We start from the raw sequence: 13,318 nt of genomic DNA, 5'->3' as shown, positions 1-13,318 counted from the left end.
ACGTCAAAGATTGGCAAAGGCCGCGGTGACGGCCAATCTCCCCCCTCGTGGGGGAGATGTCCGGCAGGACAGAGGGGCGCGCCGTAGAGCGCCACCGTTGCCGCTACCCCCGCGCGGCCCACAGCAAGCCGCGCTCCACCATCAACGCCATTTCCGGCACCGCGAACTCATCCGCGGTGTGACCAAGCGAACTGTAAAAGACCTTGCCCGCGCCATACCGGCGCTTCCAGACGACCGGCATGACGACACCGCCAATGCCCGGGAAATGCGCGTCGGTGAATGTGGTTGTCGCCAGCACTTCGTTGCCCGGGTCGACATGCATGTAATATTGCTCCGACCTATAGGCGAAATCACTGACGCCTTTCGTGATCGGATCGTCCGGCCGGGTGATGACGACGCGATAGTCGATGATGTCGCCGGGATGCGCGACCCATTGGCCGCCGGTCATGAACTGATAGTCGGGCTCATTGCGAAAGCTGTCGCCCATCGTGCCGTGGAAGCCGCCGAGCCCGCTCCCTTGGCGAACGGCCTGCGTCAGGTTCTTCAGCTCGGCCTTTTCGATCGTCGACATGGTGATGACAGGCACGATGAGATCGAATGAGGCAAGGTCCGGGTCGGCGAACATCGCCGTGCCGTGGCCGATCGTCACCGCGAACCCGTTGCGCTCCAGCATGTCGCGCACGACATTGGCGCTGCGCTCAGGCGTGTGGCCTTCCCAGCCGCCCCAGGCAATCAACGCCTTCTTCGCCATACCGTGAACCTCCGTGAACCGCCCGCCATGGCGGATGGTTACACGGCGCGGCGCTCAGCGCCACCCCAGTCCAGGCGCGACGTGCTTCAGGATCGCCTCGAGGACATGGGCGTTGTAGTCGACGCCGAGCTGGTTGGGCACGGTGAGCAGCAGCGTGTCGGCCTCGGCGATCGCCTCGTCCTGCGCCAGCTCCTTGATCAGCACATCCGGCTCGGCGGCATAGCTGCGGCCGAAGATCGCCCGCGTGTTTTCCTCGATGAAGCCGATCTGGTCGCGGCTCTCATTGCCGCGCCCGAAATAGGCGCGGTCGCGATCATCGACCAGCGCGAAGATGCTGCGGCTGACCGAGACGCGCGGCTCACGCTTGTGCCCGGCCGCCTTCCAGGCCTCGCGATAGACGCGGATCTGCTCGGCCTGCTGGACATGGAACGGCTTGCCGCTCTCGTCGAATTTCAGCGTCGAGCTCTGCAAATTCATGCCGAGCTTGGCCGCCCATTCCGAGGTGGCGTTGGTGGCCGCGCCCCACCAGATGCGCTCGCGCAGGCCTTCCGAATGCGGCTCGAGCCGGAGCAGGCCGGGCGGGTTGGGGAACATCGGCCGTGGATTGGGCTGGCCAAAGCCTTCGCCGCGCAGCGTGTCGAGGAAGACCTCGGCGTGATGCCGCGCCATGTCGGCGTCGGTCTGGCCTTCCTGCGGCTGGTAGCCGAAATAGCGCCAGCCATCGATGACCTGTTCGGGCGAGCCACGGCTGATGCCGAGCTGCAGACGTCCGCCGGCGATGATGTCGGCGGCGCCGGCATCCTCGGCCATGTAGAGCGGGTTCTCGTAGCGCATGTCGATCACCGCTGTGCCGATCTCGATACGGCTGGTCTTGGCCCCGACGGCGGCCAGCAGCGGGAATGGCGAGGCGAGCTGGCGGGCGAAGTGATGCACGCGGAAATAGGCGCCGTCCGCGCCAAGCTGCTCGGCGGCGACGGCGAGATCGATGGATTGCAGCAGCGCGTCCGATGCCGAACGCACCTGCGATTGCGACGAGGGCGTCCAATGCCCGAATGACAGGAAACCGATTTTTTTCATGGCCCTGAAGTATATGCCGACGGCACATGCTTCAATGGCGAAAGAGCGGGGTTACACACCGTCGCCCTCTCGATACCAAACGTTCGCGATAACCAAGGTGCCAAAGGGTCGACCGCTGTGGAGGATGGGATGCTCAGGGGAATCCGCATCGTCGAGATCGAAGCGCTGGGACCGGCGCCCTTCGCCGGCATGCTGCTCGCCGATCTCGGCGCCGATGTCATCGTCGTCCACCGCAAGCACGCGTCCATGCCGGGTGCGCCGGAGCGCTCGCTGCTCGATCGCGGCAAGCGCTCTATCGCGCTCGACCTCAAGGACGCCGGGGACGTGGCCGTGCTGATGCGCCTCATCGCCACCGCCGACGGGCTGATCGAGGGGTTCCGGCCCGGCGTGATGGAGCGTCTTGGGCTCGGCCCGGATGCCTGCCTCACGGTCAACCCGCGCCTGGTCTACGGCCGCATGACTGGCTGGGGCCAGGACGGACCGCTGGCCGCCACCGCCGGGCACGACATGAACTATATCGGCCTGTCGGGCGCGCTCTGGTACGCCTCCTTGCCCGGCGAGCCGCCCATGGCGCCGCCGACGCTTGTCGGCGACATAGGCGGCGGCGCGCTCTATCTGGTGGTCGGCATGCTGGCTGGCATCATCAACGCGCGCACCAGAGGTAAAGGCACCGTGGTCGACGCCGCGATCGTCGACGGCTCGGCCCATATGATGAACCTGTTGATGTCGCTCGGCCAGTCCGGCGCGCTCGCAACGGAGCGCGGTCAAAGCCTGCTGGATGGGCCGCATTGGTGCCGCGTCTACCGCACGTCGGAGGGTAGCTTCATCAGCGTCCAGTGCATCGAGCCGAAATTCTACGCGCTCTTCCTCGACAGGCTTGGCCTCGCCGCCGATCCAAACTTCGCCCGGCAGTTCGATCGCGAGCTCTGGCCGGAGCTCGGCGACCGGCTGGCGGCGATCTTTGCCGCGAAACCCCGTGACGAATGGATCAGCCTGTTCGAAGGGTCCGACGCCTGCGTCGGGCCGGTGCTGGGCCCGCATGAATCCGCCCTGCATCCGCATATGGCCGCGCGCGGTACATGGCAGGCGGTGGACGGCGCGCTTCAAGCGGCTGCGGCACCGCGCTTTTCCAGCGCGCGGTGGACGCCGCCCAAATGCCCGGCGCGCGGCGAACACGATGCCGAAATCCGTGCGGGCCTGGCGGAACCGTGATGGCGCCATGCTAGGCTATGCCAGTATTCGCCGGTCGCCACGGCCCCACCCGACGAAGATGATTGGCGGATAGGACGAGGTCCATGGCGGTTCGGTCGATCATAAAATTCCCCAATCCCCTCCTCCGTGCAGTGGCCGAACCCGTGGAGCTGTTCGACGGCGACCTGCACGCTTTGGCCGGCGACCTCATCGACACCATGCACGCGGCGCCAGGGATAGGCATCACCGGCCCGCATGTCGGCGTCTTGAAACGCCTGGTCGTGATCCAGCTTCCTTCCGCGGCAAAGCCGGGAATCTATGCAAATCCATCCGTCATCCAGGCCTCGATCGAGATTGTCCGTCACACGGAAGGCAGCGTTTCCATGCCCGGCGTCACCGAGGACATCGAGAGGCACGCCCGCATACGCGTCCGCTATCAGGATCTGGATGGCAATGAGCGGTTCGAGGATGCCGAGGGTCTGCTGGCGGTTTGCCATCAGCACGAGATCGACCAGCTCGACGGGCTGTTCTGGACGCACAGGCTGACGCGCCTCAAGCGCGACCGGCTGATCAAGCGCTACGGCAAGTTGATGCGAGCGTCGTAGGCGCCAGGCCGTCTACTTCCCGCAATGGTGATCGTTGATCTTGTTTATCGCAAACCCGTCCGGCCCTGTCCGCTGGTAGGAGCAGGCCCCCGCGGCCGTCGTGATCAACTGCTGGTCATAATAGCGCGGGCCGCCGAACAGGAAATCGATGAGATCGTCCTCGGCCGGAACATAGCGTTCCTGTTCGCCCTGTTGATTGTGGCGGTGCTTGGCCCCGGCGAATGCCGTGGAAGACATGCAGCAGCCCATTGCGAGGGCAAGAACACAAATCGCCAGCCGTTTGGTCGTCATCGCAAAACACCCTTCTGTTCGGTGTCCATCCTATATCCAAATCCTCAGATGACGAAAAGTTCCTGAACGCGGGCCTTGCCAGCACCTGAATACCAGCACAGCTAGTCGGTCTGGATCCAGACCGACTTGGTCTCCAGATACTCATGCAGATGCTCGATGCCGCCCTCGCGGCCATAGCCGGACATCTTCATGCCGCCGAACGGCACGGCGGGGTCGATGGCATGGTACATGTTGACCCACACCGAGCCCACCTTGATGCGGCGGGCGAGCTTGTGGGCGGTGCCGAGATGGCTGGTGAAGATGCCGGCGGCCAGCCCGTAGGGCGTCGCATTGGCGCGCACGACGGCCTCGTCCAGCGTGTCGAACGGCATCGCCGAAATGACCGGCCCGAAGATCTCTTCGCGCGCGATGGTCATGGTGTCCGACACCGCGCCGAAGACGGTCGGCGCGATGAAGTTGCCGCCGTCATAGAGCGCGCCCGTCAGCCGCGAGCCGCCGGCGACCAGTTCGGCGCCTTCGTCGCTGCCGGCCTTGATGTAGCCCTCCACCTTGCCGGCCTGCCGGGCGTTGATCAGCGGCCCGATTTCGGTTTCCGCCTCGATGCCGTGGCCGACGCGCAGGCTGCCGGCGAACTCGGCGAGCCGCCGCACGAACTCGTCATGGATCTCGCGCGCCACGAACAGGCGCGAGCCGGCAATGCAGATCTGGCCCGAATGCACGAACACCGCCATGGCCGCGATGGGAACAGCCTTGTCGATATCGGCGTCGCGGCAGACGATGATCGGTGACTTGCCGCCAAGCTCGAGCGAGACGCGCTTGAGATTGGTGACGCCCGCCCGCGCGATCGCCTGGCCGGTAAGCGTCGAGCCGGTGAAGACGATCTTGTTGACGTCGGGATGCTCGGCAAGCCGCGCGCCCGCTTCGGCGCCGGTTCCGGTGACGATGTTGACGACGCCGTCGGGCACGCCCGCTTCCTGCATCAGCCGCGCGATCAGCAGCGGCGTCAGCGATGCTTCCTCCGAGGGTTTCAGCACGATGGTGCAGCCCGTTGCGAGTGCCGGCGCGATCTTCCAGATCGAGGCGGCGGTCGGCGCATTCCAGGGAATGATCGCACCGACGACGCCCACGGGCTCGCGCCGGGTGAAGGTGACGATCTCGCCCGGAATGGAATTGTCTATGGATTCGCCGTGCAGAGCGGTCGCCATGCCGGCATAGAAGCGCAGCATGCCGATGACGCGGCGCCGGTTGGCCAGCGTGCGCGTGATCGGCAGTCCCATGTCGAGCGTGTCGGAGACGCTGAGCTCTTCCCAATGAGTCTCGAACAGATCGGCGATCCTGAGCAACACGCATTGCCGCTCATAGGGCGAGAATGTCGACCATGGCCCTTCGAAGGCCGCGCGCGCTGCCGCCACCGCCGCGTCGACATCGGCGGCTGCGCCGAGCGGCACGGTCGCCAGCACTTCGCCGGTCGCCGGGTTGAGCGCCCGCATCACCTCGCCGGACTGCGCCGCAACCCACTGGCCGCCGATGAACATCGGCCGGAATTCGCCGTGGTAGAGCGTCGCGGCCTTCGCCCTCGGGTCGAAATTCACCGTCATCTCGTCCTCCTCACGAATTCCATGGCGACTATTACTCCCGGTGGGAGCGACCTCAAGCAAGGAAAGCTGAAAGGGCGTTCTCGACCGGGGGCACGCAGCGCATCGCCCGGGCCCGGCGGTCCTGACGAGGCCACGCGCATGTCCGGCAACATGGGCGCCTCAACAGTCATTCACCTCGGTCGTGGCCCATGAAAGCGGGCCGGCGACAACAGGCTGGGATCGGCGCCTTCGCCAAGAAATGGCTTGGGCAGGTCGCTTCCGGTCACCAGGGCCGCGGTCAGTTGACCGAGCGCGGGTCCGGTCTGGATGCCGTAGCCGCCTTGTCCTGCCAGCCAGAAGAAGCCCTCGACATGGGGGTCCCAACCGACCGCCGGCGTCTTGTCCGCAAAGAACGACCGCAGCCCCGCCCAACTGCGCGACACATGCGTTACCGGCAGCGCGGCGGCCTGTTGAACGCGATCGACTGCGATGGCGATATCGATCTCCTCGGGCTGTGCATCACACGGTTCGCTCGGCGTCTCGTCGGCTGGTGAGAGCAACAGCATTCCCGAGGATGGTTTGAAATAGAACATCTCGTCGGCATCGATCACGCCCGGCCAGTCCTTGGCGTTGATGCCGGGTGGCGTTTCGACAAGCATTGCGGTCCGTCGTTTCGGGACCAGGCCAAGCGGCGTGGCTCCTGCCATGGCGGCCACCTGGTCCGCCCATGCACCCGCCGCGTCGACCAGGACGGGCGCCTCGAAGACGCCGGCCGTGGTCGTCACGATCCATGTGCCACCAATCCGCTCGATCGCCTCGACCCGAGCATTGGTGACGACCCGCGCGCCCTGACGGCGTGAGCCTCGCAGAAAGCCCTGGTGAAGAGTATCGACATCGATGTCCATCGCCGAACGGTCCAGAAACGCGCTCGCCTCGTATTCAGGTCGCAGGATTGGAATGACCGATCGGGAAGCGTCGGGGTCGAGCCATTCGATGGCTGTTGCCGATTCCGCGACCCTCTCGGCAAACAGCGCCTCCAGCCTTGGCCTCTGCGCGGCCGTGCCGATCGACATCGTGCCACGAGGTGTCAGCAAGGGTACGTCGCAGAAGCCGGACGGCGGCTCGAGGAAGAACCGCCGACTGGCGCGCGTAAACGCGCGGATAGCGACGTTGCCGTAACCCTCGATGAAGAGAGCGGCGGACCGTCCCGTTGTGTGCATGCCGCAATGGGCTTCGGCTTCAAGCACGGTCACCTGTCGACCAGCCGCAAGAAAGAAAGCCGCCGAGGCGCCAGCCATGCCGCCGCCGATGATAAGAACGTCCTGCATGGCTTCCCTCTTGCAAGCGCCGGCAACCAAGCAGAATATTTCCGATCGGTCAAACCTCTTTCCTATGATAAAGGCGGCGCCGCTTGCGAGTCGACTTTGTCCAGTCCCAACCCTAGACTGCCGCCAATGTCGAAAAGGGTCCGCCATGAGCGATTCGAAGCCAAGCCTGGGAGAATGCCTCAAACTGCTGCGCCGGGAGCGGGGCTGGACGCTGACGCAGGTCGCCCAGATGTCGGGGCTCGCCGTCTCCACCCTGTCGAAGGTCGAGAACAACCAGATGTCGCTGACCTATGACAAGCTGCTGCAGCTTGCCCAAGGGCTCAAGGTCGACATAACCGAGCTCTTCGGCGTGAGAAAGGCCAGCGCCTCCCCCATCGCGCACGGCGCGCGTGCCGTCAGCCGGCTTGAGGACGGGCGGATCGTCGAGACCCCCAACTATGTCTACCGCTTTCTATGCACGGAACTGTCGCGCAAGGAAATGATCCCCATGCTGGGGTCAATCACCCAGCAAAGCATCGAAACGTTCGGCGAGCTCATCCGTCATCCCGGCCAGGAATTCACTTATGTCCTCGAAGGCGAAGTCGAGCTGCACACCGACGTCTACGAGACGCTGAGGCTGAAAACAGGAGAGTCGGTCTACTTCGAAAGCACGATGGGACACGCCTATGTCAGCGTCGGCGACACGCCGGCCCGGATCCTGTGCGTGTGCACGTCGGCATCCGGCCAGTCGGAGCAGACCATCATCAACGGCGCCAAAAGCGTGCGTCCTCATGACGAGCGCGAGACTGCCGACACGGAAATGACACTTGGCTAATTAGAAAAATATCTTTCCTATCAGAAAAATCGGCTTGCCATCCGAAATGCGGGTGTTAGCGTGGGCGAAAGGCATCCCTCGGTCATCCCGTGAGAGATGCAAAACACAAGCTCGAGGGGAGCGCATCATGTTGTTACGTCGCCTGCCGACTTTTGCGGCATTTGCCGCTTTGACAGCCTTGACCTTTGCGGCGCCGAGCTGGGCCACCGACAAGGATGTCCTGGTCATCGCCAAGGCCGAGGATCCGCCCACGGCCGACCCCGGCGTCGAGGTCAGCAACAACGGCTATACGCTGATCTTTCCGGCCTACGAGCGTCTGGTGAAATATGACGGCGCCAAGACCGAGGTGATTCCGGAGCTTGCCGAGAGCTGGACCACTGCGCCCGACAACCTCAGCTGGACTTTCAAGCTGGCGTCGGGACACATGTTCGACGATGGTTCGCCGGTCGATGCCGCCGCGGTCAAATATTCATTCGACCGCGTAAAAAAGCTGGCGGCTGGCCCGGGCGACATGTTCCCGACCATCAAGGATGTCGTCATTGTCGACCCGCAGACCGTGAAGTTCGAATTGTCGGCGCCGTTTGCGCCGTTCCTGTCGGCGCTCGCCACTTCGGCCGGATCGATCGTCAATCCCAAGGCGCAAGAGCACGCGGTCAACGGCGACGACGCGAAGGCCTGGCTCGCCGAGCACAGCGCCGGCAGCGGCGCTTTCAAAATTTCGGGCTGGGAGCGCAACCAGCAGATCACGCTCGATCCCAATCCCCACTATGCCGGCAAGGCGCCGGCTTTCAAGCAGGTCATCTTCAAGATCGTACGCGAGATGTCATCGCGTCGCCTGCAGCTGGAGAACGGAGACGCCGACCTGATCGACCAGGTTCCGGTCGACCAGGCCGAGGCCATGAAATCAAGCGCCGGGGTGGTCATCGAGAGCAATCCCAGCCTCTATGTCGTCTATCTCTATTTGAACAACAAGAAAGCGCCCTTCGACAATCCGAAGGTCCGTCAGGCCATATCCTATGCGGCCGACTACAAGGGGCTGGTCGATGGCGTCATGCAGGGCCAGGCCGAACAGATGCGCGGGGCTGTCCCGGACGGCATGTGGGGCCATGACCCGCAGGGCATGCAGTACAGCTACGATCTGGAGAAGGCCAAGCAACTGCTTGCCGACGCCGGTGTTTCCAATCTGCACATCAGCTTCACCTATTCGCAGGCCGACTCCGCCTGGGAGCCGGTGGGGCTTGCGCTGCAGGCCTCGCTCGCCGAAATCGGCGTCACGATGGATATGAAGAATGTCGCCGACACGACCAAGCGCGAACTGGTCGCCAAGGGCGACTACGACATCGCGACGGGCGCGTGGACGCCCGATTTCGCCGATCCGTTCATGTTCATGAACATCTGGTTCGACCCCACCAAGATGGGAGCCCCCGGCAACCGGGCCTTCTATGAAAACCCGAAAGTGACCGATTTGATCACCCAGGCGCTCGCGACCGTCGACCAGAAGAAGCGTGAGCAGCTCTATATCGACGCGCAGAAAATCACCAACGAGGATGCACCTTACGTCCTTCTGTTCCAGAAGAACGACATCTTCGCCATGCGATCCTCGGTGAAGGGGTACGTCTACAATCCGATGCTGATCCAGGTCTACAACATCGCCGATATGTCTAAGTCCGAATAGAAATCGGCGCCGAAGGCATGTCGCTTATTTCAACAATCCTTCGGCGCCTCGTCTTGCTGGTCTTCGTGGTGGCTGGCGTCGCGGTCATCACCTTCACGATTTCGCATTTGATCCCCGGCGATCCGGCGCAGCTGATCGCCGGTGACAAGGCTTCAGCCGAGACGTTGGCGCATGTGCGCCAGGAGCTTGGTCTGGACAAGCCCGTCACCCAGCAGTTCGTAATATACGTCAAGCAACTCCTGTCGGGCGATCTCGGCCAGTCCTTGCGGACACGGCGCCCGGTGGCCGGCGATATTGCCCTGTTCCTGCCCGCCACGCTCGAGCTCGGCATCGCCGCGCTGGTGACGGCGATCATGATTGGCGTGCCGCTCGGTGTGCTTTCGGCAATCTACAAGGACGGACCGGTCGACCAGGCGGCGCGTGTCGTGTCGGTTGCCGGCATTTCAATGCCGGTATTCTGGTTCGGGCTGGCGCTCATCCTCCTGTTCTACGTCAAGATACCGATCCTGCCGGGCAGCGGCCGCATCACGCTTGGCATCGCCGCGCCGCCGCGCATCACCGGCTTCTTCCTGGTCGACTCGCTGGTCGCCGGCGACCTGAAAGCCTTCTGGTCGTCGCTCTATCACCTCATCCTGCCGGCCTTTGTCCTCGCCTTCGCCAATCTCGGCATCATCACGCGCCAGATTCGGGCCTCGATGCTGGATGTCCTGCAGGAGGATTATGTGCGCACCGCGCGTGCGAATGGTTTGTCGCGATCGGCGGTCATCCTGCGGCACGCCTTGCCCAATGCCCTGATCCCGTCGGTGACGCTGCTTGGCCTCGCCTTCGGTGATCTGCTCTACGGCGCGGTGCTGACCGAAACGATCTTCGCCTGGCCAGGCATGGGGAGTTATGTGGTGTCATCGATCCAGACGCTCGATTTTCCCGCGATCATGGGCTTCACCATCGTCGCCTCGCTGGGGTACGTGCTGATCAATCTCGCGGTCGATCTGACCTATATGGTGCTCGACCCACAGATCAGGGAACTCGGCTGATGGCGGCGGATGGCATCGTCACATCGCCCCGGCCGGCTGCGCGGCTTCGCGCGGGACGGTTGTGGTATCGCGTGAAGGAAAGTCCTCTCACTCTGGTCGGCGCCGCGATCGCGCTGGCGGTGCTGTTTGTGATCATGGCCGCGCCCCTGCTGGCGCCCTACCCGCCCGACAAGATCTCACTTGCAGCACGGCTTGCCGCGCCCAGCCCGCAGCACCTCTTCGGCACCGATGAGGTCGGGCGCGACCTGTTTTCGCGGGTGCTCTTCGGCGCGCGCGCGTCCTGCGGCATCGCCTTTGCCATCGTCATCATCTCGACCTTTATCGGCTCGATCATCGGCTGCCTGTCCGGCGTTGTCGGCGGCATCGTCGACACCGCGATCATGCGGCTGATGGATGTCTTCCTGGCGCTGCCGGCACTCATCCTCGCCATGGCGCTGGCCGCGGCGTTGGGACCGAGCCTGTTCAACGCCATGCTGGCCGTCGCCGTGGTGCGGGTGCCCGCCTATGTGCGGCTGGCGCGTGGGCAGACGCTGTCGCTGCGCAACCGCACCTATGTGAAGGCATCGCGCAGCTTCGGGGCTTCGCCCGCCTATATGCTGCGCTGGCACATACTGCCTAACGCCCTGTCGCCCATCATCGTTCAGGCGACCCTGGATCTTGGTGGCACCATCCTGACGGCGGCGGCTTTGAGCTTCATCGGCCTCGGCGCCCAGCCGCCGACGTCTGAATGGGGCTCCATGGTGTCGAGCGGGCGCAACTATTTCCTCGACCAGTGGTGGTATGTCACCTTTCCCGGCCTGGCCATTCTGATCAGCGCCATGGGTTTCAACCTGCTGGGTGACGGATTGCGCGACATGCTCGATCCCAGGCTGGGTGGCCGATGACCGAACCGTCCGGCGATGTCCTGCTCGAAATCTCCGACCTTTCGCTCGAGTTCCGCACCTATCGCGGGCCGATCAAGGCGCTGAACGGGGTCAGCCTCAATGTCCGTGCCGGCGAGATCGTCGGCATCGTGGGAGAATCCGGGTGCGGCAAATCGGTGACCATGATGGCGGCGACGCGGCTTTTGCCCAAGGGCAGCGCGCACATTACCGGCGGCGGCATCCGTCTGTTCGGCAACGATCCGATGACGCTCAGCGAGCGTGAACTCCAGCACGTGCGCGGGCGGCTGGTGTCGACCATCTTCCAGGAACCGATGAACGCCCTCAACCCGACCCGACGGATCGGCGAGCAGATCGTCGAAGTCATCCGCCGTCACCAGCGTCTCGACAAAGCGGCCGCGACGAGCAAAGCCTCAGGGCTGCTGCGTGACATGCTGATCAGCGAGCCGGAGCGGATCATGCAGGCCTATCCGTTCGAGCTTTCCGGAGGCATGCGACAGCGCGTGCTGATCGCCATGGCCTTCTCCTGCGAACCCAAGCTCATTATCGCCGACGAGCCGACGACGGCACTCGACGTGACGGTGCAGGCGCTGATCCTGGGCCTCATCAAACACAAGGCGATGAGCACGGGAACGGCCGTTGTTTTCATATCGCATGACATGGCCGTGGTGTCGCAGCTTTGCGACCGGCTCTACGTGCTTTACGCGGGACGGGTCGCGGAAGCCGGAACGACCGAGTCGGTGCTGGCAGCGCCAGCCCATCCCTACACCCGCGCCTTGATACGCTGTCTGCCGGGGCTGGCGCCACCCAAGCAGCCGCTGGAGCAGATCCCCGGTACCTTGCCCGACCTGCTTGACCCGCCTGCCGGCTGCCTCTTTCGAGCGCGCTGCCGCGAGGCGAATGATCGTTGCGTCTCGGTACCGCCGCTGGCTGCCATGGAGCCGGCCCGCCGCGCCGCCTGCTGGCGCCGTATCGAGGAGACGCAAGCCGCGTGACCCAGCCTCCGCTCCTCTCCGTCGAAGACCTGGAAGTCCGCTACCGTGTCACCTCGGGCTGGTTCGGCGGCGCCGACGTCCATGCCGTCAATGGCGTCTCGTTCAGCGTGGCCGAAGGCGAGACGGTCGGCATTGTCGGGGAATCCGGCTGCGGAAAAACCACGCTTGGGCAGGCGATCCTCGGCCTGACCGACATTTCCGCCGGTGCCATCAAACTCAGGGGAACCGAACGGGACCGCGCACGGCGCAGCCAATTGCAGATCATTTTTCAGGATCCCCAATCGTCGCTCGATCCGCGTCTTCCGGTCTGGCGCCTGATCACCGAACCTCTGCACATTCGCGGCGGCTACACCCGCAAACAACTGATCGGGCGCGCAACCGAACTGGCCGTCTCGGTCGGCTTGCGGCCGGAGCATGTCGATCGCTATCCGCACGAGTTCTCGGGCGGCCAGCGCCAGCGCATCGCGATTGCCAGGGCACTCGCCGTTGAACCGGCGCTGCTGGTCCTCGATGAGCCGACCTCGGCGTTGGACGTGTCGGTACAGGCGCAGATCGTCAATCTGCTGCTGTCGCTGCAGGCGGAGCGCAAGCTATCCTACGTGCTCATCTCGCATGACGTGTCGCTGGTGCGCCACGTGGCCGATCGTGTCGCCGTCATGTATCTCGGCCAGATCGTCGAGGAAGGCCCGACGCTTGACGTGCTTGACGCTCCCAGACATCCCTATACCAAGACGCTCCTCGATGCCGTTCCGAGTTTCGACCGTCCACTGACCTCGATCGCACCACGCGCCGGCGAATTGCCGAGCAACCGAACACTGCCGACCGGCTGCTTCTTCCGCGAGCGCTGCCCTTCCGCGACGACCGGCTGCGAACTGCCGCAGGTTTTGGCACCCGCCGACGGGTTGCGAGCAGTCCGCTGTCATCTGGTCACGCGCGCAACCGATACGGCGGTGCCGCGCACGGCGCCGCGACCGGTATTTTCCTCCCCGAATGATGCGATTGCTTAGAGCAATTCCAGGAAAAGTGCGTAGCGGTTTTCCCGGGAGAAGCGCGTAGCGCTTCCCCTTGGGAATTGCGTAAAAACAAGAAGCTAGAGCGG

Annotated in this window: 13 protein-coding genes; 8 read left to right on the top strand and 5 right to left on the bottom strand. The window is 64.2% G+C overall.

The genetic code is table 11. The annotated features are described in order from the left end of the window. Positions 1-103 precede the first annotated feature (103 nt). Both EN861_RS30095 and EN861_RS30090 read right to left on the bottom strand, forming a co-directional pair. Positions 104-751: a ThuA domain-containing protein gene (locus EN861_RS30095; protein WP_135867339.1), complete on the bottom strand. Its 648-nt coding sequence runs from the start codon at positions 749-751 to the stop codon at positions 104-106. A 54-nt stretch (positions 752-805) separates the two neighbouring features. Further along, positions 806-1,828, bottom strand: coding sequence for an LLM class flavin-dependent oxidoreductase (locus tag EN861_RS30090; protein ID WP_135867338.1), 1,023 nt, complete (start codon positions 1,826-1,828; stop codon positions 806-808). A gap of 129 nt (positions 1,829-1,957) precedes the next feature. On the opposite strand from EN861_RS30090, the gene EN861_RS30085 reads away from it, so the two are divergent. Both EN861_RS30085 and EN861_RS30080 read left to right on the top strand, forming a co-directional pair. Continuing rightward, positions 1,958-3,040, top strand: coding sequence for a CaiB/BaiF CoA-transferase family protein (locus EN861_RS30085; RefSeq protein ID WP_135867337.1), 1,083 nt, complete (start codon positions 1,958-1,960; stop codon positions 3,038-3,040). An 83-nt stretch (positions 3,041-3,123) separates the two neighbouring features. After that, positions 3,124-3,624 (top strand): peptide deformylase, encoded by a 501-nt coding sequence (locus EN861_RS30080; RefSeq protein WP_135867336.1) that lies wholly within the window; start codon positions 3,124-3,126, stop codon positions 3,622-3,624. 12 nt (positions 3,625-3,636) lie between these two features. Here EN861_RS30080 and EN861_RS30075 read toward each other — a convergent pair whose 3' ends face one another. The 3 genes from EN861_RS30075 to EN861_RS30065 form a co-directional block, all read right to left on the bottom strand. Then, entirely contained in the window at positions 3,637-3,915 is a 279-nt protein-coding gene (locus EN861_RS30075; RefSeq protein ID WP_135867335.1) for a hypothetical protein, read from the bottom strand. A gap of 101 nt (positions 3,916-4,016) precedes the next feature. Then, positions 4,017-5,513 (bottom strand): aldehyde dehydrogenase family protein, encoded by a 1,497-nt coding sequence (locus EN861_RS30070; RefSeq protein ID WP_135867334.1) that lies wholly within the window; start codon positions 5,511-5,513, stop codon positions 4,017-4,019. A gap of 170 nt (positions 5,514-5,683) precedes the next feature. Continuing rightward, complete coding sequence (locus EN861_RS30065) at positions 5,684-6,820, bottom strand: FAD-binding oxidoreductase (protein ID WP_127277251.1); 1,137 nt, start codon at positions 6,818-6,820, stop codon at positions 5,684-5,686. Between the two features lie 145 nt (positions 6,821-6,965). Between EN861_RS30065 and EN861_RS30060 the strand changes: the two genes are divergently transcribed. The 6 genes from EN861_RS30060 to EN861_RS30035 all read left to right on the top strand — a co-directional run bounded on the left by EN861_RS30060 (position 6,966) and on the right by EN861_RS30035 (position 13,226). Then, positions 6,966-7,634 (top strand): XRE family transcriptional regulator, encoded by a 669-nt coding sequence (locus EN861_RS30060; protein WP_127277253.1) that lies wholly within the window; start codon positions 6,966-6,968, stop codon positions 7,632-7,634. Positions 7,635-7,761: 127 nt separating this feature from the next. Continuing rightward, a complete protein-coding gene (locus EN861_RS30055) occupies positions 7,762-9,309 on the top strand; it encodes an ABC transporter substrate-binding protein (protein ID WP_127277255.1) in 1,548 nt (515 codons plus the stop codon). Positions 9,310-9,326: 17 nt separating this feature from the next. After that, positions 9,327-10,343 carry an ABC transporter permease gene (locus EN861_RS30050; protein WP_127277257.1) on the top strand — a complete coding sequence of 339 codons (1,017 nt, stop codon included), beginning with the start codon at positions 9,327-9,329 and terminating at the stop codon, positions 10,341-10,343. Beyond that, positions 10,343-11,227 carry a D,D-dipeptide ABC transporter permease gene (gene ddpC, locus EN861_RS30045; RefSeq protein WP_127277259.1) on the top strand — a complete coding sequence of 295 codons (885 nt, stop codon included), beginning with the start codon at positions 10,343-10,345 and terminating at the stop codon, positions 11,225-11,227. The genes EN861_RS30050 and ddpC overlap by 1 nt, the downstream gene beginning before the upstream one ends. After that, on the top strand, positions 11,224-12,219 hold the full coding sequence (locus tag EN861_RS30040; RefSeq protein WP_127277261.1) for an ABC transporter ATP-binding protein: 996 nt from the start codon (positions 11,224-11,226) through the stop codon (positions 12,217-12,219). Before ddpC ends, EN861_RS30040 begins: the two co-directional genes overlap by 4 nt. Then, entirely contained in the window at positions 12,216-13,226 is a 1,011-nt protein-coding gene (locus EN861_RS30035) for an ABC transporter ATP-binding protein (RefSeq protein WP_127277263.1), read from the top strand. Before EN861_RS30040 ends, EN861_RS30035 begins: the two co-directional genes overlap by 4 nt. Positions 13,227-13,318: the final 92 nt, after the last annotated feature.

Source organism: Mesorhizobium sp. M8A.F.Ca.ET.218.01.1.1 (assembly GCF_004791165.1).
In the GTDB taxonomy this organism is placed as follows: domain Bacteria; phylum Pseudomonadota; class Alphaproteobacteria; order Rhizobiales; family Rhizobiaceae; genus Mesorhizobium.
This window is presented reverse-complemented; position numbering and strand designations above follow the sequence as displayed.